Origin of the sequence: Enterococcus sp. CWB-B31, assembly GCF_020567645.1 — a bacterium.
In the GTDB taxonomy this organism is placed as follows: domain Bacteria; phylum Bacillota; class Bacilli; order Lactobacillales; family Enterococcaceae; genus Enterococcus_L.
On sequence record NZ_JAJDJW010000004.1, the window covers coordinates 79,189 to 104,416 of the forward strand.

Genomic DNA, 25,228 nt, shown 5'->3' on the forward strand with positions numbered 1-25,228 from the left:
AAATTCACCAATTACGAGGTTTTCAAGTTGTTTGCCAGTAAAAATATGTGCTAAAGTAAGTCCGTCGTAAGGAAGCAGGTGGAATATGAAATATTTGAAAAATACATTAAACTTATTTATTTTAGACTGGAAGAGGATCTGGAAGAATCCGATTGCTGCATTATTAATTGCAGCCTTGATGCTTATCCCTTCCCTTTATGCATGGTTTAACATCAAGGCATTGTGGGATCCTTATTCAAATACAGGAGAATTGCCGATTGCTGTTTACAGTGATGACCAAACAGCTTCATTTCAAGGGAAGAAAATTAATATTGGAGATGAGGTTTTGGAGAATCTTCAGGAGAATAAACAGCTGGGCTGGCGTTTTGTTAGATCGAAGAAGGCGCTGGATGAAGGGGTAAAGTCAGGAAAATATTATGCAGGTATTTATTTACCGGAAGATTTTTCAGAAGATTTACTAAGTTTTACAACTGGAGAGATAACAAAGCCTGAGATTGTCTATTCTGTAAATGAAAAAATTAATGCTATCGCACCTAAAATTACAGATAAAGGAGCGGCTTCATTGCAATCTCAAATATCTTCAGAATTTATCAGTACGGCCGCCAGTACATTACTGAAAGTATTTAATGAGATTGGTTATGATATAGATGCGAATCTGGTCAGCATCAACAAAGTGAAGAATCTTATCCTGTCTGCTGATAATAATATTGATACAATTGACGGCTATGTTCAGCAAGTGGCGGAGCTCCATGGGAAAATACCTGAGATAAAGAAGAAAATTACTAAAGCAGATGAATTTATAACCTATATACCGAAGATTGATGCGTTGGCTGATAAGGTAGTGGAGCTGAATACCAATCTTCCTGTGATTAAAGAGCAGGCAAAAGTTATTTTGACGCTGCAAGACAAAATCCCTGAAATTCAAAATGCAGGGAAGCAGCTGGCAATGATTGATGAAGATTTTACTTCTGTAGAGCAGGTGATGAATGAAGGAATAACAGAAGCCAAACAAGGACTGACAATTATCCAAACTGTTCAGCAGTCGCTGCCTGATATTCGAAAATTAGGCGAACAGGTAAACCAGTTAGGGACGGTTACCTTGGAAGGAGCTCAAAAGTTGCAGGAGGCTCTGCCAAGTATTGCAAGCAGCGTTCAGGTTACTTTAGAATCAATTCAGACGATCAGCAGCAATGTTTCTGCAATTACCAGCCAGATTCAGCAAATGTTGGCTGATAATGAATTGACACCGGAAGAACGGATCACCTTGAAGCAGCTGCTTCAACAGTTTTCCAGCAGTCTGAACGGACAGGTAACAGGAATTCAGCAGCTGTCGAAATTATTGACAGATATTCAGGAGTCAGCCGGCAATCAGGACCTGCAGGGAATTATCGGACAGCTGAATAGTATACAAACACTGGTTCAGGGACTGAAAAATCGAGTGGAGGGAATAAATGCAGACAACATTACAACTGCTGAACTTCAAACTATTCTTAACGAAATTACGACAGCAGCCGACAGAATTTCTTCAGAAGCCGCCAGCGTAGATGTAAATGGCATTACAACGACTGTTGGTACGATGCTGTCAAAACTGATTGAAACAATTACAACAGCTCAGGGATTACTGTCTCAGGCACAGCAAATTGATTTTGCTTCTTTGCTGAATTCTACGGAGAAGACAGTGTCCAATGCAATTGGTATTTTAGAAAAATATCAGGGAGAGCTGCCTGCTATTAAAAAGGAAGTCCATGATGCCAATGTTCTGTTGAATGGTCATTTGGCTGCAATTGTCAACGGAATTAATGAGGGAGCAGCTCTTTATAATAATGAACTGCCCGTAATTGAGGAGAAACTGGATCTGGCTGCGGATTTCATTCAAAATGATTACCCAGGTATTAAAGCAGAAATCACAGATACATTGGCGATGGTGGATCAAAAACTTCCAGAAGTGGAAGCTGTGTTGAATGAAGCCAATGATCTGATTGAAAATGACTGGTCCCATATTAAAGCAGGACTTCACAAGGCTGCTGAAACAATCCGCAAAGGTGAAAGTGAAGTAGAGCTTGGAGAGATTATTAAACTGTTAAAACTTGATGCAGCCTCAGAAAGCGAATTTTTTACTGAACCCGTTGTGGTTAAACAAAACTCTATCTATCCGATTGCAAATAATGGCTCTGCCAGTACACCATTCTATACCGCACTTTGCTTATGGGTAGGTGCAGTGTTGTTCTCCAGTATTGCGACGACAGATTATTATCTGGAAGGAACCGATAAAGGAAAGTTTTCAAAACGGGAACAGTTTTCTGCCAGAATGCTGACATTTATTGTAATGGGTCTGGCTCAGGCATTGATCGTTACTCTTGGAAATTACTTTTTACTGGGGGTGGAGGTTAAAGCCCCGGTCTTCAGTATTCTATTTGCATTATTTATCGCATTGAGCTTCATGACGATAGTTTATGTTCTCGTGGCATTGTTTGGAAATGTCGGAAAAGGAATTGCGATCATTATTCTGGTTCTCTCTATCTCCGGTGGGGGTGGAAACTATCCAATTCAGGTTTCGGGTAAATTCTTTCAGTTTATCAACCCGTTTCTGCCGTTTACTCATGCAGTTGATCTATTAAGAGAATCAGCAGGCGGTATTTACTGGCCGAATGCCTGGAAAGCGATTGTTATTTTAGCGGGGATTATGCTGGTGGTAGGGATACTGGGGACGATATTTTACCCTCTTCTGGAGCCAAAAATGAAAAAACTTGGGGAATTGTCACACAAGAGTCATATTTTTCATTAATGACTTATTATTTTCCGAACTGTATAAATTCAGGTAAAATAGGAGGTGTCGCAGTACATGGTTTCCACTTTCGAAATTTGCAGTATTTTGAGCAGATATAGATAATCATAAGTGCAGAATTGTGGTAAAAAACAATTGACATCTAATGAATAGGGACAGGGACTGAGATCGAATGAATCTTGGTCTCTGTTTCTGTTATGCGTAGGTTGATCCGTTCGTTAAATTTCCAAGGTCGCTGAATTTGGAAACTAGGTACTCCTAATAATGAAATAATGGGTCACCGGTGTTGGAAATAGGGGTTTTCTAAATAGTAAAAAGCTGATAAAAAATCTAATGTTTCAATGTACAAATCATTAATAACGGGGTATATTCTTTAGAATGTACTTAAGAGCAATGATACGGTTGTGCCAAAGCTTTTTGTGCGACGAGTAACCACCTCAACTTCTACGTAGGAAACATACTAGAGTTGACAGTCTTCACTAGGATTGCTTTAGTAGAGTAGACGAAGTCCTGTTACTTACTCGGTGAAGGACCTGGAGCTGCTTATATTTTGAAGATTGTTTGACTTATTTCCGAGATGTTGCCTGCAATTACTCGGCACAGATTAGGACCGACAAGTGCTAGTTCTACTTTGCCACTTCTGCTTATATTCGTACTTTGGCAGAATGGTATGCGTAGCGGAGCATAGAAGAACTGCTGTCTCTACGAGTCTAACGATTTTTGAGACAAAACATTACGCGGTATCCGTTTTTCTGCATCTACGGTTCTCACTACACTACATGTCGTTTCGATCCCATCAATTTCTAAATGGCAAAGCCACTAAGAATTGAAGGACTTCATTTCGATCCTCGAAGAATAGGGGACCGTGCTCCTACGCTTCTTCGAATGCTCGTCGCATATCTGAGGGTCAAGTAAGACCGTGCTCCCGTGCTCCTACGCTTCTTACGAATGCTCGTCGTATGTCTGAGGGGCAAGTAAGAACGTACTCCTATGCTTCTTACGAATACTCGGATCATACAAATACTGGAATACCGTTTATTCGGTTTTAGGGGTCTCAGACATACGCATGTCAAAGGACATTTTAAGATACAAACCAGAGATTCTAAAATAAGGCAGGGATTTGATTCTATGATAAAAGGGATACTTCATTTGTTTGAAAAGAAATATGGAGAAGGAAAGGATCGCAGAACCAGCTACGGCATTTTTGCAGGTATTATTGGTTTAACTTCCAATCTTTTGCTGGTGGCAGGGAAGCTGTCTATCGGTTTTTTCTCTGGGAGTGTTTCAATCATGGCAGATGCAGTAAATAATCTTTCTGACACGATTTCTTCAGTTGTAACACTACTGGGTTTTTACATTGCAGGAAAGCCGGCAGACAGAGAACATCCATATGGACACGAACGCTTTGAATACATCAGCGGTACGTTTGTCTCACTTCTAATTACATTTGTCGGCTTTCAGTTTTTACTGACATCTATTGACCGTATCAGAGAACCGCAAAGTATTAATTTTAACTGGATTATGCTGGTTGTTCTTTTAGTGTCTATCTTTTTGAAGGTTTGGCAGGGACTAGTCTACAAAAACATTGCCGGGGAAATTGATTCCAATGCATTAATAGCGGCGTCCAAAGATAGTTTGAATGATGTATTTACAACAGTCACTGTTCTGATTTCTACTGTTGTCGAGGGAATTACCGGTTGGCGAATTGATGGCTATATAGGGTTATTGATTGCTGGCTATATTATTTACAGCGGTCTGCAGCTGATTCGTGAGTTTATAAATGAGTTGATAGGGGTAAGACCGGATCAGGAAAAGATAGATGAAATGAAAAAGTTTTTGTCTGCTGTTCAGGGGATCGTCGGCTACCATGATTTAATGCTTCATCAATATGGACCAAATAAAATTTTTGCGACAGTTCATATTGAAATAGATGATCGCTGGGATTTGAATCGCGCGCATCAGCTTATTGATCAGATTGAGGTTGCTTTTAAAGAACAATTGGAAGTAGAACTGGTCTGCCACGTTGATCCTGTCAATCTTTATGATGAAAAGCAGCAGTTTGTCCATCAACAGGTCAAAATGATTGTCAAAGAAATTGATACAAATTTTAAAGCTCATGATATTCGTCTGGTTGATCATGAAGGAAAAAGTACTGTTCTGTTTGATTTAGTTGTTCCAAGTAAATATTTGATAAGTGATGAAGAAATATTGCGAATGATTCAGATAAAAGCTTATGATAAATTAGAGGGTTGTGAAGTTGAGATTACATTTGATCACAATTATCTTCTTTAGAATTCTATTATTTCTTTTTTTCTCAAAGAATTTTCTTTTTTGAAAAAAACCTGAGAAGTTGAAAGGATATTCTCGTGTTAACATAGCTTTAAGGAGCTGATGATTATGAATCTGGCATTTCTTGCAGTGATGTATTTCTTTGTTGTCATTATTATTATTTTAGGTTTTTTATTATTTAAAGAAAAACAGCTGATGTATAAATTACTGGATGAAAAAGATCAACTGCAGGAAGATTTATCTGAGATGAAAGTGGAAAGAGTCCGTATGAATCATATGTTGAAAATGCAGGATGAGAGTATTGTCCATTTAATGGATGAGCCGGAATTGCAGGAAGGGACTTATTTAGATGAACCGGAGGAAGAGCTTTCCGAAAGAACTGAGATTGAACAACGAGTGGTAAGCGATGAGCTGGAAGAAGAGCTGAATGAAGAGCCATTTATCATTCTGAATAACGGAACATTTTCCAGATATGAAGATGAGTATTATCAAAATAGAGAACAGTAGTTAGTGCTGTTTGAAAAATTATAAAAGGATCGGGACAAACACAACGAAATTCACGTGTTTGTCCCGATCTTTTTATTTTGTCATAGGTCTGGCAGCTAGTTGTGCTTCAGAAACTGCTTGAAGCTTGGTGCTGCTGTCATAACCTCCTTTTTAATGTGATGACTGCTTGCTTACCGGATCCAGCCGATGTTCAATCATGCCAAGAATCCAGTCTGTCAGAATTGCCATCAGAGCAGTCGGTAGTGCACCAACTAGAATAATTGAAGTACCATTTGTGGCATTTGTTCCCCGGATGATAATATCACCCAGTCCCCCGGCACCCACAAAGGCGCCGATAGCCGTAATACCAATGGCAACAACCAGTGCATTTCTAATCCCTGCCATGATGACAGAGATGGACAGAGGCAGTTCAACCATGAACAGGCGCTGAATTTTAGTCATTCCCATTCCTTTTCCGACATCCAGAATATTGTTGTCGACCTGACGCATGCCAGTGTACGTATTTTTGATAATGGGAAGCAGAGAGTAAAGAAAGACAGTTACGATAACCGTATTTACACCTAATCCAAGTCCAAGCATTAAAATGGAAAGCATAGCCAATGATGGAACCGTCTGAATCAGATTAGCAAGACTGATAATCCAGCCAGCCAGTTTAACTCTGCGGGAAATAAAAATCCCGATTGGAATCCCGATAATGGCTGCAAACAATACACCATATACTGAAATCAGAAAGTGACGCACAACTTGACTGAATACATAGCTGCCGTTTTGGGCAAAGTAATAAAAGAACTGCTCGAAAAGATTCATATCCTGCAAATTTTCCATTAGTTTTCCCCCTGATCTGTTTCAAAATAGTGATTGTCTCTTAAAAAATTTTCTGCAACTGTGGCCGGCTCCATTAAGTCATTGTCAGCTTGAAAGTTCAGTTCCTGCATTTGTTCCGTGGAAATTTTTCCAGAGAGCTTGCTTAAAATATCCTTTAGCTCTGGATTTTCTTTTAAAATAGCATCCGTTGTCACAATACTTGCATCGTAAGGCGGGAAAAATTTTCGGTCATCTTCCAGCATAACCAGATTGTAGCTTCCAATCCGACCATCTGTAGAATATCCTAGAACAACGTCCATTTTTCCGACAGCTACAGCGTCATAAACCAGCCCAATCTGCATCGGAAAAACTCGCTTGAAGTCGAATCCATACTCCTGAACGAAGCCTTTATAGCCATCCCCCTGACGGTCAATCCATGATGTATCAGCTCCGGCTGTCAATTGATCAGCAACGGCTTTCAAGTCGCTGACTGTTTTCAAGTTATATTTTTCTGCAGTTTCCTGAGTTACCATAAACGCATAGGTGTTGGCAAATCCGTAAGAAGGGAACCAGGTCTGCTGATAGCGTGACTGGAATTCTTTTTTTACAATATCAAAGGCTTTCTCAGGTTCCTTTTCAGGAGGCAGTTGCAGGGTTCCCGTTAAATCAGTTCCAGTGTAGCGGGCAGCCGAGATACTGGTATCCCCGTTCAGCATGGACTGATGTATCACGGTTGTCGTTGCCAAATTATTGATAATGACGGTATTCTTATCCGTGTAATGTTCGATCATTCCACTAACTATGTTGGCAAGTATCTGAATCTCGGAAGTAGAGCCGCCGGCAATACTGATGGTATCTTTATTATTTCCGCTTGCCAGCCCCGGCAATGAACAGCTCCCCAGAAATCCGACAGTAGAAAGAAGAAGTATGCTTAATAAGATATTTTTTAGTTTTCTCATTCTGATTCACCTCGTAATGCTGCCGGAGTCAGTTTGTTTTCCAGCCACCCCAACAGGAAATCAGCAGTTAAAGCAATAAGTGCAACAGGGATTGTTCCGCCGAAAATTAAATCTGCACGATACAAATTCAGCCCGCTGAAGATAAAGTCGCCCAGACCGCCGGCTCCAATGTAAGAAGCTAAAGTCGCCCATGCGACTACGTATACAGCTGCCAGACGAATCCCAGCCATAATAGTTGGCGTGGCTATCGGCAGTTCCACCATAAAAATAGATTGAATATTTGTCATACCCATTCCTTTAGCAGCATCTTTGTAATCAGAACTGACCTCCTTGATCCCAATATAGGTATTTCTCAAAATCGGCAGCAGCGAATAAATGAATAATGCAACAATTGCCGGAAATCTTCCCACACCGAAAATAGGAATCATCAGTGCCAGCAAAGCCAGTGAAGGAACCGTCTGAAGTGCACTGGTCAAGCCAATAACGATTGCCGCAGTACGCTTTGTTCTGGTCAGCAAGATACCTAATGGAACAGCAAACAGAATACCTAAACCAAGAGAAACAGCTGAAATAAAGATATGCTCTCCTGTTCTGGTAATGAGTTCTCCGCCTTTTTCCATAAAAAATTCATACATTTGACTACACCTCCGTTTGAGAGGCTTGTGGTTCAACATCTTCACTCGTAGAATTTTCAGAAGCGATGGTGGCTAGCTCTTCCTCGCCCCAAATTACATCATAGACAATATCAACTAACGAAGCCCTTGTCAGAATTCCGGTAACCTTCTGTTTTTCATTAACAACAGGAACATACTTAACCCCGCGCTTCAGAATTTTCTGAAGAGTATCCCGCAGAAGAGAAGATTCTTTTACGAAGAAGACATCTGTATTTAGGATATCACTGACACTGGTTGCTTTGGTTCTTTTTCTGTCCAGGGTTTCAATATCAATAAATCCTTTTAAGATCCCCTGCCCATCTACAACCAGTAAAGTATCCACCCGTTTTTCTCTCATGACTTTAATTGCTTCGGACAGAGATTTTTCCGATGTAATAGTAATTGCGTTGTGTGACATAACTTCACCAACAGTTGTTGTGTTTGATTTTGCCTGAATCAGGCGGTCTTCCCCAATCAGCTCTTCAACAAATTCTGTCGCCGGAGCATTCAAAATATTATCAGGTGTATCAAATTGAATGACTTTTCCTTCACTCATGATAACAATCCGATTCGCCAGCTTCAGTGCTTCATCCATATCATGCGTAACAAAGATAATCGTTTTCCCAAGTCGTTCCTGCAAGTCCTTTACCAAATCCTGAAGAGAATCTCTGGTAATAGGATCCAAAGCACCAAAAGGCTCATCCATCAGGATAATGTCCTGATCTGCCGCCAGAGCCCGTACAACCCCAATCCGCTGCTGCTGGCCGCCGGATAATTCATGGGGATAACGATCCAGCATTTCTCTTGGCAGCTCAACCAGATCAATCATTTTTTCAGCGATCTTTTCACGCTCTTCCTGATCTGCTTTTAACAGTTTTGGAACCAGCGTAATATTCTCACGAATTGTCATATGCGGCATTAATCCGATACTTTGAATTACATACCCGATTTTGCGGCGAAGCTCCACAGGGTTCATTGTTAGAATATCTTTTCCATTAATCAAAATTTTTCCTTTGGTGGGATCTGTCATTCGATTAATCATACGCATCGTTGTTGTTTTTCCGCTTCCGCTTGTTCCGATAAAACAGATGAACTCGCCTTTGTCAAAATGCAGATTGACATCTTCGACAGCCACTTTGCCACCCTTATAAATTTTGTACACATGTTGAAACTCAATCAAAACAGTCACCTCTTTCTTATAATTCCTGCAATATCAGTATGTTTTAAACAGTTCTTGAAAACTAATAAGAAGGCCTTTTTTCTGAAAGGACTGGCTTTCCTAAAAGAAGTATATAATGACTATTTTTAGTCAAGAACAATTCATCGAGCACTCTGCGCTTCCTCAAGTAATGAACGAAAAGCAGCTGCCGTTTCATTGTAGCTGGTTGCTGAAATAAAATGAAACATACGTGAAGAAAACCAATATTTTAGGTAAAATAGCAACAACCTCTACTAACAGCATAACATAAAAGGTGAGAAAGTCGCTTATATATATTGACTTGAAGTAAGAGTTCGGAACAAGTATAGATTATTCTGCTGAACAGAGCGTATGTTGGAGAGTAATGACTAATTTAGAGTGAAAGGCCCATTTATAGAATAATTAAAGATGATTATGGAAGCCAATCAGTAGTTAAAAAATAGCGACAACCATTAGAGAATATGCTAATAACTGCTGATCGATGTATATATTAACTTATTATTTTTCCTGATAAATCTTTTTCTCGATTTCTTTCCTCTGTTCCTCTAAAAAAGGAGGGAGAGCAAGACTTTTTCCAAGATCTTCCAAGGTCTCATCTATAGTAAATCCCGGTGAGACAGTGGCAAATTCTACCCGGTTGCCACCGGGTTCCCGTAGATAGAGACTTCTGAAGTAACCGCGGTTAACAATTTTTTCTATTACTAAATCTAGTGATTTAGCTTTTTCGTAAAGTGCATCAAGAGCCTGGTCATCTGCTGCCGCAAAAGCAACATGGTCCATACTGCCTCTGCCCATTCTTGATTTTTCCTGACTGACAGAAGGGAGGATATCAATAAAATCTGTGTCGTTCAAGTAAATTCGCTGGTCTGAGCTATTCCAATCCAGCAGTCTATTAAAAAATGCCAGTGTCTTTTTCGGTTCTACCACATGAAATTCAGTTGACAGCAGTCCAAGAATTTGTTTGTCTCCCGGAATATCGTTTTCCACCTGATATTTTTCTTCTAAAAAAGGAAGATCAGTTTCAATCAGATGAATTTCTATCTGGTCGGGATCAAAAAAGTACAGTTTGTTTTCTCGCTGTTCAAAAGAAATTTGTGCTTCTGTTAATCTGGTTTTCCAAAATGGCAGACTGTCCTTTGGAATTTTTAATCCGATAGTGCTTAGAAAATGGTCGTTGTCATAACGCTGTCCCAATAGCGGAACAATAAAAAACGTAATAACAGAGCCTGGTGCACCATAATAATTGCCATAGTAGTCGTGAATCATTCTGTGATTATCCTGATTTACTGTATGTTTAACAAAACGCAATCCCAGCAACTCAATGTAAAATGACTGATTTGCTGAGCTGTTACGAGTGAGTAAAGATACATGATGAATAAATGGAATCATAAAAGGACCTCCTCTATTTAATTGGACTTACTAAAAATAAGTATAACTCGTTTTTAGTTTATTTCCAATCAATCTGTTTTACTCCGTTTCTCGCAACTTCCTTGAAATAGTGTTAAAATAGCCAAGGTATATGAATAGAGAATGAAGGTGGAAAAATGCTTAGCACAGAAAATTTTGATTTTGACCTGCCGGAAGAGCTGATCGCTCAGACTCCGCTAGTAGATAGAACTAGTTCACGTCTGCTGGTATTGGATAAAGAAACTGGAGAGATTGAAGATAAACATTTCAGTGAAATTATTGATGAGCTGGAAGCCGGAGATGCGTTGGTGATGAATGATACCCGAGTACTGCCGGCCCGTTTATACGGTGAAAAACCTGAAACCGGAGGACATTTGGAAGTTCTTTTGCTGACTAATACTGAGGGAGATACGTGGGAAACATTGATTAAACCCGCTCGACGGGCAAAAGTCGGCACACAGATCAGCTTTGGCGACGGTCGTTTGAAAGCGACAGTTGTGAAAGAATTGGATCATGGAGGAAGAATAATCAGCTTCGATTATCAGGGGATCTTTTTGGAAATTATTGAATCTCTTGGAGAAATGCCTTTGCCGCCATATATAAAAGAACGACTAGAGGATCCCGATCGCTATCAGACAGTTTATGCTAAAGAAAGCGGATCAGCAGCAGCACCGACTGCAGGACTTCATTTTACAAAAGAACTGCTGGAAAAAATTGAAGCAAAAGGTGTTCGACTTGTTTATCTGACTCTTCATGTAGGTCTGGGAACGTTTCGTCCGGTATCGGTGGAAAATATTGAAGAACATGAAATGCACAGCGAATTTTACAGACTAACAGAGGAATCTGCAGCAGTATTGAATGAGGTTAGAGCAGCTGGCGGAAAAATTGTTGCTGTGGGGACAACATCTATTCGCACACTGGAAACCATTGGGACTAAATTTGGGGGAGAAATCAAAGCAGACAGCGGTTGGACGAATATTTTTATTACACCTGGCTACGAATTTAAGGTCGTTCAGGCGTTCTCCACGAATTTCCATTTGCCTAAGTCTACTCTGGTGATGCTGGTCAGCGCCTTTGCAGGCAGGACATTAACATTAAGTGCCTATCAGCACGCTATTAATGAACAGTACCGATTTTTCAGCTTTGGCGATGCCATGTTTATAAAGTAAACGGTGATTTGATATAGAACCAATAAAAAAGAAGCGCAATGTGTTCATTGCGCTTCTTTAGCAGCTTATTTTTTCAAAGCAACGAGCATCATGCTTCCGTGCAGCAGAAGCGATGAAATATATTATATCAGATACCCAGTCATAATCATCAGTCTACAAGTAGCTAGCTTATAGAAATTATGTTGGACGGCAGATAAGCGTATATCGTCACTGTGAAATTGATAAAGCGGATTAGCCAGACTAATGATTTACTGATAAAATGTTGAACAAGAATTTAAAGAAGGTGTTATACATGTCTTCTCTTTTATTGCTCTGTTACTAGTCTGTTTCTTCTGAGTGGTCTATTCTTTTGAAAGTGAAGATTTTCTCGATAGGCACTTCGAAGACCTCTGCGATATCATGAGCTAATAATAGAGATGGGTTGTATCTATTACGCTCAAGTTGAATAATGGTTTGTCTTGATACGCCTACTTTGTCAGCTAATTCCTGTTGGGTCATACGCTTCATAGCTCTATAGACGTGAATGGAACTCTCAAAGGATGAGTTCTTCTTTTTTGGCAATGTAAATCCCTCCAATGACTGAATTGTAGTTAAATAATAGAAAGTGCATAGTCAATATACCATATCTTTGCTTTTGTTACAAATAATATAGCAAAAAAAGTATAGCAAAAAGCCAAGCTTCTCGAATAGCCTGGCCTTTTTTCTGGAAGGTATCAGTTATATTGAATTGTTTTACTTTTATACATGTAAAGTACGACTTGAATTTCTGTTTGATCCAATGAAACTTTTTAGTTAGATATCCGAGAATTCTCCGAATATCAAGTTTACCTTAATAAATAAACGTACATTTTTAGATGTATCTTTAACCATTTTCTCTACACATATAACAGATTAAAGGTGAATAATTTACTTCCAACAAACTTTAACTTATTTGAAACTTAATCTATTGAAACTCGAGAAATTCCTCAATATAACTGATTTTCCTCCTTCCTACATAAGTATAATACCACGGAAAGAAAGCGTTTTCAAGAAAAAGCACTTATTTTTTTAACGAAAATTAAATTTATATATAAGCAACTATCATTTTCGTCAGTGTATCATTAAACCATACACAGCGCTCTCTGCCAGCTAAAATCTGTTCCTTTGAAAGCTCTTTCTGATGTGTTAATCTTTTTTTTATGTTTGTTCGTGAAATTTTTTAAAGCTTGATATAGCAGGGGTTAGAGCCGATTATCAGAGGTATTTATTGAAATCATAAAAAAATTCATGTTATAGTATATTGTAGAGTACTACTATTAAATAGGAAATAACTAAATGGGGGATAGGATGGAAATTCAACAAAAAGAGCTGGAAGAAGTATTGAAAGAAACAAAAGCAAACGAAGAAACAGGGTTGTCACAACAGGAAGCAGAGCAACGTTTAAAAGAAAACGGTGCGAATAAATTTGCTGACGCTAAAAAGGAGTCAATTTTAAAGAAATTTCTCCACAGCTTAACTGATTTTACAACAATTATTTTATTAGTAGCTGCAGCTATTTCATTTTATACAGCGGTTGTGACAGAGCATGATGAGTATTTTGAAGGAATTCTGATTATTGCAATTGTTATTATCAACTCAGTGTTGGCGATTGTTCAAGAAGGGAATGCAGAAAAATCGCTGGATGCTTTAAAAGATATGAACAAACAAACGAGTACTGTATTAAGAGATGGAAAAGTTGAAACAGTCAACGCAGAAAATATAGTTGTCGGCGATATTCTAATTTTAGAGTCCGGCTCAATGATTACCGCGGATGCCCGTTTAATAGAGTCCTCTCAAATGCGGGTGGAAGAGTCAGCCTTAACTGGAGAAAGTGAACCAGTGGAAAAGGATCCTATGTACATAGCGGATGAAGAGGATTCGTTAGGGGATCAGATTAATATGGTATTTAAGGGCTGTACAGTTTCGAACGGTCGTGGAAGAGCCGTGGTTACCGCAACTGGAATGGATACGGAGATGGGGAAAATTGCAGGCCTTTTAGGAAATGATACAAGGCAGAAAACCCCTCTTCAAATTCGGTTAAACCAATTGGGGAAACGAATTAGTATCATTGCACTGGTAGCTGCTGCTTTAGTCTTTGCGATCGGAGAACTTCAGGGAGAACCAATGCTGGAAATGTTTATGACCGCTGTTTCACTTGCTGTTGCGGCAGTTCCGGAAACACTAACAGTAATCGTGACGTTGACATTGGCTTACGGTGTTCAGAAAATGGCGAAGAAGCATGCAATTATTCGTCAGCTGCCGGCTGTTGAAACTTTGGGAACAGCCAGTGTAATTTGTTCAGATAAGACAGGAACATTGACCCAGAACAACATGCGGGTACGACGTGTATGGTCCCGTGGGGATGAAGTGACCGATACAGAAGATGCCATGACAAGTGAAGCGATGGAAGTACTGAAAATGGCAGCCCTATGTACGGATGTCACGGTTGAAAAAGAAAACGATGATTTGATTATCAAAGGGAATCCAACAGAAGCTGCAATTGTTCGCGCCGTTGAAGAAAATTATCATACAAAAGAAGAACTTGAGGAAAAATATCCTCGAATTGGAGAGATTCCTTTTGACTCAGAACGAAAAATGATGACGACTGTTCATCGAATGGGCAAAAAGTATATCTCTGTCACAAAGGGTGCTTTTGATGTGCTGCTCACTCGTTTCCGTTATGGGGATGTGGATCAGGCAGCTGTTGTCAATGACCGTTTTGGTAAACGGGCGTTACGGGTTATTGCAGTCGGTTATGCGATTCACGATGAGGAGCCTCAGGATATTACCTCAGAAGCGCTGGAGAAGAATCTGCGACTGCTTGGACTGGTTGGAATGATTGATCCGCCGAGACCTGAAAGTAAAGGTGCCATTGAAAAAGCACGGAAAGCAGGAATTAAGACGGTTATGATCACCGGAGACCATGTGGTGACTGCTGGGGCTATTGCAAAAGAGCTGGGCATATTAAGCAACAAAAGTGAAGCCTTGACAGGGGCGGAGCTGCGCAAATTGAGTGACGAAGAATTAGATGCCAGAGTAAAAGAGCTGTCTGTTTATGCACGTGTAACTCCTGAGGATAAAATTCGTATTGTTAAGTCTTGGCAGCGTACCGGAGCCGTCGTGGCAATGACCGGTGACGGTGTAAATGATGCGCCGGCATTAAAAGCCAGTGATGTCGGCTGTGCAATGGGAATTACAGGAACTGATGTTGCTCAAAGTGCATCAGATATGATTCTGACAGATGATAATTTTGCAACGATTGTTGATGCTGTAGCTCAGGGGAGAACTGTTTATCAGAATATTCGTAAAGCTATTAATTTCTTATTGAGTTGTAATATTTCTGAGATTTTCATTGTGCTGATCGCCATGCTTTTAGGCTGGGGGGCACCGTTTACTGCGGTTCAGCTGCTGTTTGTCAATGTTGTGGCAGATGGACTTCCAGGATTTGCATTAGGAAGAGAACCCGCAGAAAATGGGATTATGACTGAGAGGCCAATTCCGAGAGATGAAGGAATTTTTTCCAGAGGGCTCTGGAAAAAGATTGCTGTTAATGCCTCTGTTTTTACGGTAGTGACGTTGCTTGGTTTTTATTTAGGGGCGTTTGTAGATGGCGTGTCTCATTGGGTAAGTGCCAGTCATGAAGTAGGACAGACGGTTGCTTTTCTGGTTTTGGCTTATTCATCTATTATTCATGTATTTAATGTAAGAAGCCGTAATTCCATCTTTAGAGTCAGACTGTCTTCAAATAAATCATTATTTGAAATGGCAGTGTTGGCTGTGGTGATTACAACAACGATTGCATTGTTGCCTTTTACTCAGGAACTGTTTAATTTGGTTCCAATTGGGCTGACACATTGGGCATTGGTTGTTGCGTTGTCGGTAGTTCCGATTTTTGTGAATGAGTTGATTAAATTCCATTTTTCTCCTGAGGAAGAAGAGGAAATATAAGATAAAGAAGTGTAATCAGCAGAATACGTCTGAATCTTTAGACTTTGAAATGGCTAAATGATTTTTCTGCTGTACGGTAGTTTAAAAATTCATTTTATCTGATACTTTATGGATATTTTTCGGCTGACTGAAAAAAGCATTTTTCAGGTGCAGGTGAATTTTATGGAAGAATCAAAAAAAGTTTCATTCATTCCACATATATAGGTTGATAAAATTGAATAAGAGTATTATAGTGATTATCAAATGAATAGCTTAATGTAGCCAGTCTGAGGACCAAACAGACGTGGATGTAGTAAAGGTGTTCAGGACAGAGGACAGGCAATCTGTCCGCAGATAATCAGCTGTAAAAACAGATGAGAGGATCTGAATGGGCAAACCAGCTATGTTTGTTCATTTAGGTCTTTTTTATTAAAATATATTATGGCAAATGCTGTAGGAGGAGAACACAGTGACAAAGCAAGGGAAAACTGCAAACAGTCATCGCAAGTTGACAGCTGCAGGTGTGTTGGTAGCGATGGGTGTTGTTTACGGAGATATTGGAACAAGTCCTTTGTATGTGATGAAGGCGATTGTTGGAGACAACGGCGGTATCACAGAAGTATCCGAAAATTTTATTCTTGGTGCGGTATCTTTAATTTTCTGGACGCTGACAATCTTGACGACAGTGAAATATGTCATGATTGCGCTGAATGCAGACAACCACGGAGAAGGTGGGATTTTTTCACTATATACGCTGGTTAGAAAAAGCGGGAAATATCTGATTATTCCTGCAATGATTGGCGGGGCTGCATTGTTGGCAGATGGTATTTTGACTCCGGCAGTAACAGTTACCACAGCGATTGAAGGGCTTAGAGGAATCCCGATATTTTTTGACCGGTTTGGCATGGATCAGAATGTTATCGTCGTTATTACTCTGTTGATTGTATTGATTTTATTCTCCGTTCAGCGTTTTGGCACAGATGCGGTAGGAAAAGCTTTCGGTCCAATTATGTTTCTATGGTTTACTTTTTTAGGGCTGGTTGGTTTAGGCAATTTTACTCAGGATTTGACAGTGATCAGAGCATTAAGTCCTTATTATGCTGTGAAATTGTTATTCAGCTCTGAAAATCATCTGGGTATTTTTATTTTGGGTAATGTCTTTCTGGCAACCACTGGAGCAGAAGCTCTTTATTCAGACTTAGGACACGTGGGTAAGAAGAATATCCGCTTCAGCTGGCCGTATATTAAGATTTGTCTATTGTTAAATTATTTTGGACAGGCAGCCTGGATTTTAGCATCACAGAATGATCCTAAAATTACCAGGATTGAAAATCTAAATCCGTTTTTCCAAATGATACCAGATTCACTGACCTTATTTGGTGTTATTTTCGCAACAATCGCTGCAATCATTGCTTCACAGGCGCTGATTTCCGGTTCCTTTACATTAGTTTCAGAAGCAATCAAATTGAAACTGCTGCCAAGAATGAGAATCATCTATCCCGGCTCGACGATTGGGCAAATGTATATTCCATCGCTGAATCTGCTGCTTTGGCTGGCTTGTTCAGCAGTTGTTGTGTTCTTCAGAACCTCCACTCGTATGGAAGCAGCCTATGGACTTTCTATCACTGTAACGATGCTTATGACTACTATTCTGCTGATGTTTTTCCTGAGACAAAAAGGAGTACCGGCAGCCTTTGTTTATTTGGTTACGTTGTTCTTCGGCAGTATTGAAATAGTTTTCTTTATTTCCAGTATTGTAAAATTCTTCCATGGCGGTTACGTTGCTGTTGGAATTGCATTGCTGATTTTGGCAGTCATGACCATTTGGGAATGGGGGAATATCATTAAAGAAAAAACTTCAGATACAGTACCAATCCGGGACTATATGGATCAGCTGGCAGAGCTGAAAGAAGATAAAAGTCTGGAAATGTACCAGACAAATGTTGTCTTCATGACACCTGATTTAATCAGTGACGAAATCGGACGGGCAATCATGTACTCTATTTTGGATAAACGTCCAAAACGTGCAAAGGTCTACTGGTTTGTCAATGTAGCTGTAACAGATGAGCCGTTCACGAAAGAATATACTGTGGATATGATGGGAACTGACTATATTGTACAAGTACAGCTTTATCTTGGTTTCAGGGTGTCTCAGGAAGTAAATGTTTACCTGCACCAGATTGTCCATGACTTGATGAAAGAAGGTCGTTTGGCCAAACAGCCGCAGAAATACACTATCACACCGGGACGGGAGGTTGGCGATTTCCAATTTGTTCTTATTCGGGAAGAGCTGTCCAAAGTAACAGAGCTGAAGAAGTGGGATCGTCAGATTATGCAGATGAAGCTTGCGATTAAACGTATGACTATTCTTCCGGAAAACTGGTTTGGTTTGGAATATAGTGATGTACGTTATGAATCAGTTCCGCTGATTATAGGGACGACCAGAAAAACACATTTGGTTGAACGGAAACAAGGATTGACTGAACTTAAATAATTGTTAAAATTTATGAAGTGAATAGAATGCTAAACAGAAAAAAAGCAACCTTAGAAGAATGAATCAGCCCTCAAACCATCAAACTAAAAATTTAATGCTTGAGGGCTGGTTTGAAAGAAGGCTGCTTTTTTATTTTTACATTCGCCAGATTTGCTTTTTATCAGTATAATAGAGACAATAAAAAGGGACTGTTCTTGGCAGTGAATTTTTAGACTGGACAGGTGAGCATGAATGGACAAAGGAAATAAATATTTTTTTAAATTAAGCATACTTGCAATTGTACTGCTGATAGGTTCATTTTTTTATTATGAAAACAACCAGAAAAAGATGACGGAAAAATTTGATAAACTTATTCGTTCAGAGGAAGGGACTGCTGAAAGTTCTGCGGTGGAAGTTAATCAGGAGTTACTGACTGAGTCATCTGAAGAAGAGATCGGGAAAACTGCATCGTCAGCTGAATCAGAAATAAATCATACACCTCAAACGATGAAGGAGCCGCTGATTGTTAATGATATTGTGATTGTTAATAAGCGCTATCCATTACCCGAATCCTATGATCCAGGGGAGAACCAGGAGGCATTGGAAGCTTTTAATAAAATGAATGCGGAAATGAGAAATTTAGGGATGAATATTTCTTCTGAATACAGCGGCTACAGAAGCTACAAAGATCAGGAGGCTCTTTATCAAAACTATGTGAAAAGTGATGGAAAGGAAGAAGCAGACCGCTACTCGTCACGACCAGGGTATTCCGAGCATCAGACCGGGCTGGCATTTGATTTTATCAACAGTGCCGGAGAATTGGTCAGATCTGAAGAAGAAGCGGATTGGATTGATGAAAATGCACATCTGTATGGCTTTATTGTTCGCTATAAACCTGGACAGGAAGAGATAACCGGATACGTAGCAGAAGCATGGCATGTTCGTTATGTCGGTGAGAAAGCAGCTCAGGAGATAAAAGAAAGAAATACTACACTGGAAGAATATCTAAATGTTGAAGGCGGAGATTATGTCAGCGGGGAATAAGCATGTTTGATGTAACTGAAATAACTGAAAAGATGAACGCTAATCAGAAGATCAATTATGATCGCGTTTTGCAGAAATTAATTAAGCAGTGGAGAGCAGCAGAGTCACGACCAACTATACTGCTCCACAGCTGCTGTGCGCCTTGCAGCACAACAGCACTGGAGTATTTAACTCAATATGCAGATATAACTGTTTACTTTGCGAATCCCAATATTCATCCACGATTGGAATATCTTAGAAGAGAGGCTGTTCAACAGCAATTTGTAGAGGAATTTAATAAGCAAACCGGAAATCAGGTAGGGTTTTTATCTGCTCCGTATGAACCAAACCAGTTTATACAAATGGTGAAAAAGAGACATCTTGCAGAAGAGCCGGAAGGCGGGAAACGTTGTTCTTCCTGTTTTCAGCTGCGTCTTGATATTGCAGCTGAAAAAGCTCAGGAACTAAATTATGACTACTTTGGTAGTGCGTTAACTTTGTCACCAAAGAAAAACAGTCAGCTGATTAATGAAATCGGAATAGAGATTCAAAAGTTCTATCAAACAAACTATCTGCCGAGTGATTTTAAAAAGAATAACGGGTATAAACGATCAATTGAGCTTTGCAGAGAGTATGAAATCTATCGGCAATGTTACTGCGGCTGTCTTTTTGCAGCACAGAAACAAGGAGTTGACTTGAAGCAAATCAGCAAAGGCGCACAGGAATTCCTAAAGAATCAGCCAGAGGACTGAATAATTGTTTCAAATTTACTTCTGTATTTATTGGACTGACACTAACTGTCTATTCATTGGCAGCAGGTTTGTAAAAAAAGGAGGATAATAAAATGAAAATAGCAATGATCGCTCACGATCGAAAAAAGGATTTAATTGTTAAATTTTCCCTGGCATACAGAAATATTTTAGCTGAACATGAACTGTTTGCAACAGGAACAACTGGCGGGAAAATTGCCGAAGCAACAGGACTTCCTGTTCATCGCTTTAAATCCGGTCCGCTTGGAGGAGATCAGCAGATTGGTGCAATGATTTCTGAAGATAATCTGGATATGGTTATTTTTTTGAGGGACCCTTTGGCTTCTCAACCCCATGAGCCGGATGTTAATGCACTGATTCGTTTAAGTGATGTCTATGAAATTCCACTGGCAACCAATATTGGAACAGCAGAAATTTTGTTAAGAGGACTTCAGGCAGGGTTTGCAGATTTTCGGGAAATTGTACATGAAACTGATAACCGCCCGCTTTCTTTATAGATAATAGAGCAGCTTGTTTTAAAATAAGAGAAAAAAGATTAATATGTGTAAATCCATGTTGAAACTGGAAAAGAGGACAGGAGCTGTACTCCTCATACCAGACAGTGTCATGACAAAAGCATGAAGAAGATAGAAAGTGAAAAAATAAATAAAAATGCCCTTCTCTTAGTATGATCTGTCTTATGCTGCGGAAAAAAGGAGTTGGACAGGATTGCAGATGATAGGACAAGTCGTGATACCCATTGAAAAGGCAGGGGAACTGAGGAAGGAATGTCGGTACTATATCAAGGTGCTTCCGGTTGGCTGCCTCAATTCATTGTTGCGGATTCTGAACTTTTGCTTGATCTTGACAAAGTATATATAATCTTGAAAGGTGTTTTTGTACTTTTATAGTGGAGACAGTGTCCCATTTCATTGCCTTTGTGAATGGGATATGCTATAGTCCTTTTAGGCGCAGGCCTAAAATAAATCAGAGTAGAAAGTAAAGCGTTAAGTGCTGCGGGGATGGGATGTCGCCCTGTGGACGAAGGATTGCAATCGAAATCCGCGGTTTTATTTTCGCATTCGCTGCATTAATTGTAGCAGCTCTTAGAGGAGATGCTAAGGATGAAAAAAAGAGTTCTGGAAACAAGAAAGCTGACACTGTTGGCATTATTAATTGCTTTGGTAGTCGTTTTTACGCGCTTTCTGTCGTATGAAGATCAGTTTCTGAGAATCAGTTTTACGTTTATACCTGAATCGGTGATGGGGGTTCTTTTTGGTCCTCTATGGACTGGAATCGGCAGTGCGATTGCAGATGCAGTCGGTGTAATTCTGTTTCCTAAAACAGGGGCGTATTTCCCGGGGTTTACACTGAATGCTATTATTACAGGCGGGATTTATGGTTTTTTCTATTACAGGAAAGAACTGACTTGGCTGAGAGTTTTTATAGCAACTTTGCTGGTTACGGGCATTGTTCATCTGTTTCTAACGCCGCTGTGGCTGGGATTGATGTATGGCGTAGATCTGGCAAATATTGCCTGGTGGATTCCAAGAATCATTAAAAATAGTATATTTTTCCCTGTTCAAGTTGTCGGAACCTATCTGATAGGAACAAAACTTCCATATAAACAATTTTTGAGCAAATTAACTACCTCATATAAATAAGAAAAGGCTTTTCCGTCATCCCCGGAAAGGCCTTTTCTTATTACTGTGTCTGATCATTAAATTGTGCTTCATAGAGAGCACGATAATAGCTGTCAGAACGTGCAATCAGATTGTCATGACTGCCGATTTCAACAATTTTTCCTGACTCCATTACTAAGATTTTATCTGCATTTTTTATCGTTGACAAACGATGGGCAATGACAAAACTAGTTCGTCCTTTCATAATTTCCAAAAAGGCGGCTTGAATTTGCTTTTCAGTCAATGTATCCACAGAGCTTGTTGCTTCATCTAAAATCAGCATAGGGGGATTACTGATCATTGTTCGCGCGATGGTCAACAGCTGTCTTTGTCCCTCAGAGATTTTGATCCCATGGCTTCCTATTTTTGTATCCAGCCCCTGTGGAAGTCGTTGAATAAATTCCAATGTGTGTGTTTTGTTCAGTGCGGTCGTAATCTCCTGATCGGTTGCAGCTGGATTTCCATAGGTTAGATTGTCTCGGATGGTTCCGTCAAACAGCCAGGTATCCTGTAAAACCATCCCAAAACTTTTTCTCAGGCTGTTTCTGGTAATAGAAGAGATGGAATGACCATCAATTGTGATTGTTCCGCTGTCTGCATCATAGAAGCGCATTAACAGATTTACCAATGTAGACTTTCCAGCTCCGGTTTTTCCTACAATGGCGATGGTTTCCCCTTCACTTACAGAAAGCGTGAAGTCTTCAATCAGTGGCTTTGAAGGAATGTATGAAAAATTGACGTGATTGAAGAGAACATTTCCTTTAACATTGGTAAGAGTGATCGCATTTAGATCGTCTGACTTCTCTGCGGGCTGTTCCAAAAGATTAAAGGTTCGGTCAATCCCGGCTAAAGCAGTCTGAATTTGGGTAATTACACCTGAGAGCTCTATAAAAGGCTTGGAAAATTGAGTGGCATAAATAGTAAAACTCGAAATAACCCCCACTGTGACAGTCATATTTCCAGATAACAAAAGCAATCCGCCAACTAGTCCAATCGCAATATAGGAAAGATGATCAATAAATCGGGATAAAGGATTTGTCAGAGAAGAAGAGAACTGCGCCTTTTGCCCCTGTACATATAAATCCTGATTCAGTGCTTCAAACCTGGTTTGAACTATAGATTCCTGTTGAAAGCTCTTGACAATTTTTTGATTTGCCACCATTTCTGAAACAAAGCCTGAAATGGAGCCTACAATTTTCTGTTGTGCAGCAAAATTTTTCTGTGAAGCAGCAGCGACCAGCCAGTTGACGATAAAAATAATCGGGGTTGTTATCAATACAACCATTGTTAAGCTGACGCTCATTCGTATCATGTATACAAAAGCAATAATAACTACTGCAGCACCTGAAAACAGCTGGTTGAACACAGCGGAAGAGGCTATCGAAATATTGTCCATATCGTTGGTAAAACGGCTGACGATGTCTCCGTGAGAATGCTGGTCATAGTAATTAAGAGGCAAAGTATTTAATTTTCTAAAAGTATCTTTACGAAGTTCAGCGACAGAAAGGTACGATACGCGATTTCCTAAAAGCTGAATCAGCCACTGACTGATCACTGTAACAGACAGGATACCTGCTAAAAGACCAAGGATTGTATAGAGAGAAGAAGAAACTACATTTCCTTTTCCAATCATTGTATCTACAGCTTTACCAAGATACTCTGTTATTGCCACTGCTGCCCACCCGCTGACCAATCCAAGAAGCAGAGAGAGAAGAAGCTCCAATCGATAACGAAGAAGATAGGGCAGGAACTTTCTGAATGACCTTGTTGAAGCTTTTTTATTCAGCATGATCTGAGTCCTCCTGCGAAGTAACGATTTCCTGATAGTGTCTGGATGTATGCATTAATGCTTCATGATTGCCAAGCCCAACTGATTTTCCTTCTGCCAATACAAGAATCTGATCGGCATTTCGAATGGAGCTGATTCGCTGAGAAATAACAATGAGTGTTGTTTCTTTTAAATCACTGGCAAGTGCTGTCCGCAGATTTAAATCTGTTTGATAGTCCAGCGCGCTCAGTGAATCATCAAGAATTAGAATTTCCGGCTTGCCAATCAATGCCCTGGCAATGGCCAGCCGCTGCCGCTGTCCTCCGGAAAAGTTTCTGCCGCCTTCATTAATAGGCGTGTCCAGTCCGAGATCCAGCTGTTCAACAAATTCACTGCATTGGGCAGTAGCCAAAGCATCCCAGCACTCTTTGTCTGAAGCATCTGTTTTTCCCCATTGAAGATTTTCCCGAATGGTTCCGGTAAAAAGGACAGAAGTCTGAGGAACAGTGGCGATTTTTTGCCGCAGCCGGTCTAGTGACCAGCCTTTTACATTTATTCCATCAACAGAAACTGCCCCTTCACTGACATCGTAGAACCGCGGAATTAGTTGGATAAACGTACTTTTCCCGCTTCCGGTAGCTCCGGTAATTCCAAGTGTACTTGCTTTCGGAATGGTAATGTTGATATCTGTCAGGGCCAATCCGGCAGCAGGCTGGTAACGAAAAGAGACCGAATCAAAGACAATGTCAGTATCTGCCTGATTTGCAGTGCTATTGTCCAGTGCATCAGCAGAGTCAGTAATACTTGGTATTAGTGCCAATACTTCATTAACTCTCGAAGCAGAAGCAGAAGCCCGGGTGAAAATGATGACTAGATTTGAGACGACAATCAATGCTAGGAGCATTTGATTCATATAGTTAATTAATGCCAAAACTTCTCCTTGCTGAAGTGAGCCGATAGATACTTTAATCCCGCTGATGTATAAGAGGAAGATAATACCCAGGTTCATAATCAAAGTCGTTGCAGGAGTGAGAAAAGCAGATATTTTTGAAACTCTCAAATAGACAGCTGCAAGTTTATCGGTTGTTTCATCCACATGCTGAATCTCTGTTTGTTGGCGGGAGAAAGCGCGAATAACACGGACACCGCTTAGATTTTGGCTGATCCTTTGATTTAACTGATCAAGTATTTGCTGTACCTTTTTGTATAATGGCACGGTTATTCTGATGATAACAAAAAGAATAAGACAAAAAACAGGCAGCAGCAGCAAAAAAATCAATCCCGCCTGCCAATCAATGTAGAAGGCCATAATTACAGAGCCGATGCTTAGGAATGGTGCACGTATGACTAAGCGGATCAGCATGGCCAGAGCCAGCTGAAGTTGATTGATATCGCTGGTCATACGGGTGATCAGGGTATCTGTTCCCAAGTCATTCAATTCGGTATGTGAAAGAGTGTTGATTTTCTTCATCAGCTGATTACGGAGCTCTGTTCCAAATCCCTGTGAGGCAATAGAAGAGTAATATTGACAAATCATCACACAGAACAGGCCAAGTACCGACATCAAAATCATCCAGCCTGCTGTTTTGAGGACATAAGCAGAATTATTTTCCTGTATTCCCGAATCTACCAGGCGAGCCATCATGAGAGGAAGAACCAGTTCGAAACAAGCTTCTAAAAATTTGAAGAAAGGACCTAAAATTATTTGTTTTTTATAGTTTTTTGCATATGTTAGTAATTGAACCATCTTTTTCCCACCTTTGTCTATTTATTGTATCTTAACTTTCCTTTCAAATAAAGGTGCTCGCTTTTTCAGT

At 39.9% G+C, this 25,228-nt stretch carries 18 protein-coding genes and 1 riboswitch; of the genes, 10 read left to right on the plus strand and 8 right to left on the minus strand.

Going from position 1 to position 25,228, the window contains the following annotated elements:
• Positions 1-85: 85 nt before the first annotated feature.
• The 3 genes from LI954_RS05795 (at position 86) to LI954_RS05805 (ending at position 5,581) form a co-directional block, all read left to right on the plus strand.
• Complete coding sequence (locus tag LI954_RS05795) at positions 86-2,785, plus strand: YhgE/Pip domain-containing protein (RefSeq protein WP_229443940.1); 2,700 nt, start codon at positions 86-88, stop codon at positions 2,783-2,785.
• 1,128 nt (positions 2,786-3,913) lie between these two features.
• Positions 3,914-5,077 carry a cation diffusion facilitator family transporter gene (locus tag LI954_RS05800; RefSeq protein ID WP_229443941.1) on the plus strand — a complete coding sequence of 388 codons (1,164 nt, stop codon included), beginning with the start codon at positions 3,914-3,916 and terminating at the stop codon, positions 5,075-5,077.
• A gap of 105 nt (positions 5,078-5,182) precedes the next feature.
• Complete coding sequence (locus LI954_RS05805) at positions 5,183-5,581, plus strand: hypothetical protein (protein WP_202064081.1); 399 nt, start codon at positions 5,183-5,185, stop codon at positions 5,579-5,581.
• Between the two features lie 150 nt (positions 5,582-5,731).
• Here the strand turns inward: LI954_RS05805 and LI954_RS05810 are convergent, their stop codons facing one another.
• From LI954_RS05810 to LI954_RS05830, 5 genes are all read right to left on the minus strand, one after another.
• On the minus strand, positions 5,732-6,406 hold the full coding sequence (locus LI954_RS05810; RefSeq protein ID WP_324254749.1) for an ABC transporter permease: 675 nt from the start codon (positions 6,404-6,406) through the stop codon (positions 5,732-5,734).
• Positions 6,406-7,344, minus strand: coding sequence for an osmoprotectant ABC transporter substrate-binding protein (locus tag LI954_RS05815; protein ID WP_229443942.1), 939 nt, complete (start codon positions 7,342-7,344; stop codon positions 6,406-6,408). Before LI954_RS05815 ends, LI954_RS05810 begins: the two co-directional genes overlap by 1 nt.
• Positions 7,341-7,979, minus strand: coding sequence for an ABC transporter permease (locus LI954_RS05820; protein WP_202064084.1), 639 nt, complete (start codon positions 7,977-7,979; stop codon positions 7,341-7,343). Before LI954_RS05820 ends, LI954_RS05815 begins: the two co-directional genes overlap by 4 nt.
• Positions 7,980-7,983: 4 nt before the next feature.
• Positions 7,984-9,177 (minus strand): betaine/proline/choline family ABC transporter ATP-binding protein, encoded by a 1,194-nt coding sequence (locus LI954_RS05825; protein ID WP_202064085.1) that lies wholly within the window; start codon positions 9,175-9,177, stop codon positions 7,984-7,986.
• 516 nt (positions 9,178-9,693) lie between these two features.
• Positions 9,694-10,584: a VOC family protein gene (locus LI954_RS05830; protein ID WP_202064089.1), complete on the minus strand. Its 891-nt coding sequence runs from the start codon at positions 10,582-10,584 to the stop codon at positions 9,694-9,696.
• Between the two features lie 155 nt (positions 10,585-10,739).
• Between LI954_RS05830 and queA the strand changes: the two genes are divergently transcribed.
• Entirely contained in the window at positions 10,740-11,771 is a 1,032-nt protein-coding gene (gene queA / locus LI954_RS05835; RefSeq protein WP_202064097.1) for a tRNA preQ1(34) S-adenosylmethionine ribosyltransferase-isomerase QueA, read from the plus strand.
• Between the two features lie 318 nt (positions 11,772-12,089).
• On the opposite strand, the gene LI954_RS05840 is transcribed toward queA, so the two are convergent.
• Entirely contained in the window at positions 12,090-12,332 is a 243-nt protein-coding gene (locus tag LI954_RS05840; protein WP_202064099.1) for a helix-turn-helix transcriptional regulator, read from the minus strand.
• A gap of 765 nt (positions 12,333-13,097) precedes the next feature.
• Between LI954_RS05840 and LI954_RS05845 the strand changes: the two genes are divergently transcribed.
• The 6 genes from LI954_RS05845 to LI954_RS05870 all read left to right on the plus strand — a co-directional run bounded on the left by LI954_RS05845 (position 13,098) and on the right by LI954_RS05870 (position 21,625).
• A complete protein-coding gene (locus LI954_RS05845; RefSeq protein WP_229441859.1) occupies positions 13,098-15,737 on the plus strand; it encodes a calcium-translocating P-type ATPase, PMCA-type in 2,640 nt (879 codons plus the stop codon).
• A 514-nt stretch (positions 15,738-16,251) separates the two neighbouring features.
• Positions 16,252-18,210, plus strand: coding sequence for a KUP/HAK/KT family potassium transporter (locus LI954_RS05850; RefSeq protein WP_229444004.1), 1,959 nt, complete (start codon positions 16,252-16,254; stop codon positions 18,208-18,210).
• Positions 18,211-18,441: 231 nt separating this feature from the next.
• Positions 18,442-19,233 (plus strand): M15 family metallopeptidase, encoded by a 792-nt coding sequence (locus LI954_RS05855; RefSeq protein WP_229441858.1) that lies wholly within the window; start codon positions 18,442-18,444, stop codon positions 19,231-19,233.
• A gap of 2 nt (positions 19,234-19,235) precedes the next feature.
• Positions 19,236-19,964, plus strand: coding sequence for an epoxyqueuosine reductase QueH (locus LI954_RS05860; RefSeq protein WP_229443943.1), 729 nt, complete (start codon positions 19,236-19,238; stop codon positions 19,962-19,964).
• A 92-nt stretch (positions 19,965-20,056) separates the two neighbouring features.
• Entirely contained in the window at positions 20,057-20,479 is a 423-nt protein-coding gene (gene mgsA, locus LI954_RS05865; protein WP_202064105.1) for a methylglyoxal synthase, read from the plus strand.
• A gap of 468 nt (positions 20,480-20,947) precedes the next feature.
• Positions 20,948-21,051: riboswitch (THF riboswitch) on the plus strand.
• Positions 21,052-21,076: 25 nt separating this feature from the next.
• The gene (locus LI954_RS05870) at positions 21,077-21,625 is read left to right on the plus strand and encodes a folate family ECF transporter S component (protein WP_202064107.1); all 549 of its coding nucleotides are present in this window, start codon (positions 21,077-21,079) and stop codon (positions 21,623-21,625) included.
• A 40-nt stretch (positions 21,626-21,665) separates the two neighbouring features.
• On the opposite strand, the gene LI954_RS05875 is transcribed toward LI954_RS05870, so the two are convergent.
• A complete protein-coding gene (locus tag LI954_RS05875) occupies positions 21,666-23,432 on the minus strand; it encodes an ABC transporter ATP-binding protein (RefSeq protein ID WP_202064109.1) in 1,767 nt (588 codons plus the stop codon).
• Positions 23,422-25,158 carry an ABC transporter ATP-binding protein gene (locus LI954_RS05880; protein WP_229443944.1) on the minus strand — a complete coding sequence of 579 codons (1,737 nt, stop codon included), beginning with the start codon at positions 25,156-25,158 and terminating at the stop codon, positions 23,422-23,424. The genes LI954_RS05875 and LI954_RS05880 overlap by 11 nt, the downstream gene beginning before the upstream one ends.
• Between the last annotated feature and the right edge of the window lie 70 nt (positions 25,159-25,228).

What these genes read in the sequence shown, in the direction of transcription:
- queA (WP_202064097.1), top strand. Translation starts at nt 10,740, where the DNA reads ATGCTTAGCACAGAAAATTTTGATTTTGACCTGCCGGAAGAGCTGATC.
- LI954_RS05800 (WP_229443941.1), top strand. Translation starts at nt 3,914, where the DNA reads ATGATAAAAGGGATACTTCATTTGTTTGAAAAGAAATATGGAGAAGGA.
- LI954_RS05830 (WP_202064089.1), bottom strand. Translation starts at nt 10,584, where the DNA reads ATGATTCCATTTATTCATCATGTATCTTTACTCACTCGTAACAGCTCA.
- LI954_RS05850 (WP_229444004.1), top strand. Translation starts at nt 16,252, where the DNA reads ATGGGTGTTGTTTACGGAGATATTGGAACAAGTCCTTTGTATGTGATG.
- LI954_RS05880 (WP_229443944.1), bottom strand. Translation starts at nt 25,158, where the DNA reads ATGGTTCAATTACTAACATATGCAAAAAACTATAAAAAACAAATAATT.
- LI954_RS05815 (WP_229443942.1), bottom strand. Translation starts at nt 7,344, where the DNA reads ATGAGAAAACTAAAAAATATCTTATTAAGCATACTTCTTCTTTCTACT.
- LI954_RS05810 (WP_324254749.1), bottom strand. Translation starts at nt 6,406, where the DNA reads ATGGAAAATTTGCAGGATATGAATCTTTTCGAGCAGTTCTTTTATTAC.
- LI954_RS05845 (WP_229441859.1), top strand. Translation starts at nt 13,098, where the DNA reads ATGGAAATTCAACAAAAAGAGCTGGAAGAAGTATTGAAAGAAACAAAA.
- LI954_RS05870 (WP_202064107.1), top strand. Translation starts at nt 21,077, where the DNA reads ATGCTAAGGATGAAAAAAAGAGTTCTGGAAACAAGAAAGCTGACACTG.
- LI954_RS05820 (WP_202064084.1), bottom strand. Translation starts at nt 7,979, where the DNA reads ATGTATGAATTTTTTATGGAAAAAGGCGGAGAACTCATTACCAGAACA.
- LI954_RS05855 (WP_229441858.1), top strand. Translation starts at nt 18,442, where the DNA reads ATGGACAAAGGAAATAAATATTTTTTTAAATTAAGCATACTTGCAATT.
- mgsA (WP_202064105.1), top strand. Translation starts at nt 20,057, where the DNA reads ATGAAAATAGCAATGATCGCTCACGATCGAAAAAAGGATTTAATTGTT.
- LI954_RS05875 (WP_202064109.1), bottom strand. Translation starts at nt 23,432, where the DNA reads ATGCTGAATAAAAAAGCTTCAACAAGGTCATTCAGAAAGTTCCTGCCC.
- LI954_RS05805 (WP_202064081.1), top strand. Translation starts at nt 5,183, where the DNA reads ATGAATCTGGCATTTCTTGCAGTGATGTATTTCTTTGTTGTCATTATT.
- LI954_RS05860 (WP_229443943.1), top strand. Translation starts at nt 19,236, where the DNA reads ATGTTTGATGTAACTGAAATAACTGAAAAGATGAACGCTAATCAGAAG.
- LI954_RS05795 (WP_229443940.1), top strand. Translation starts at nt 86, where the DNA reads ATGAAATATTTGAAAAATACATTAAACTTATTTATTTTAGACTGGAAG.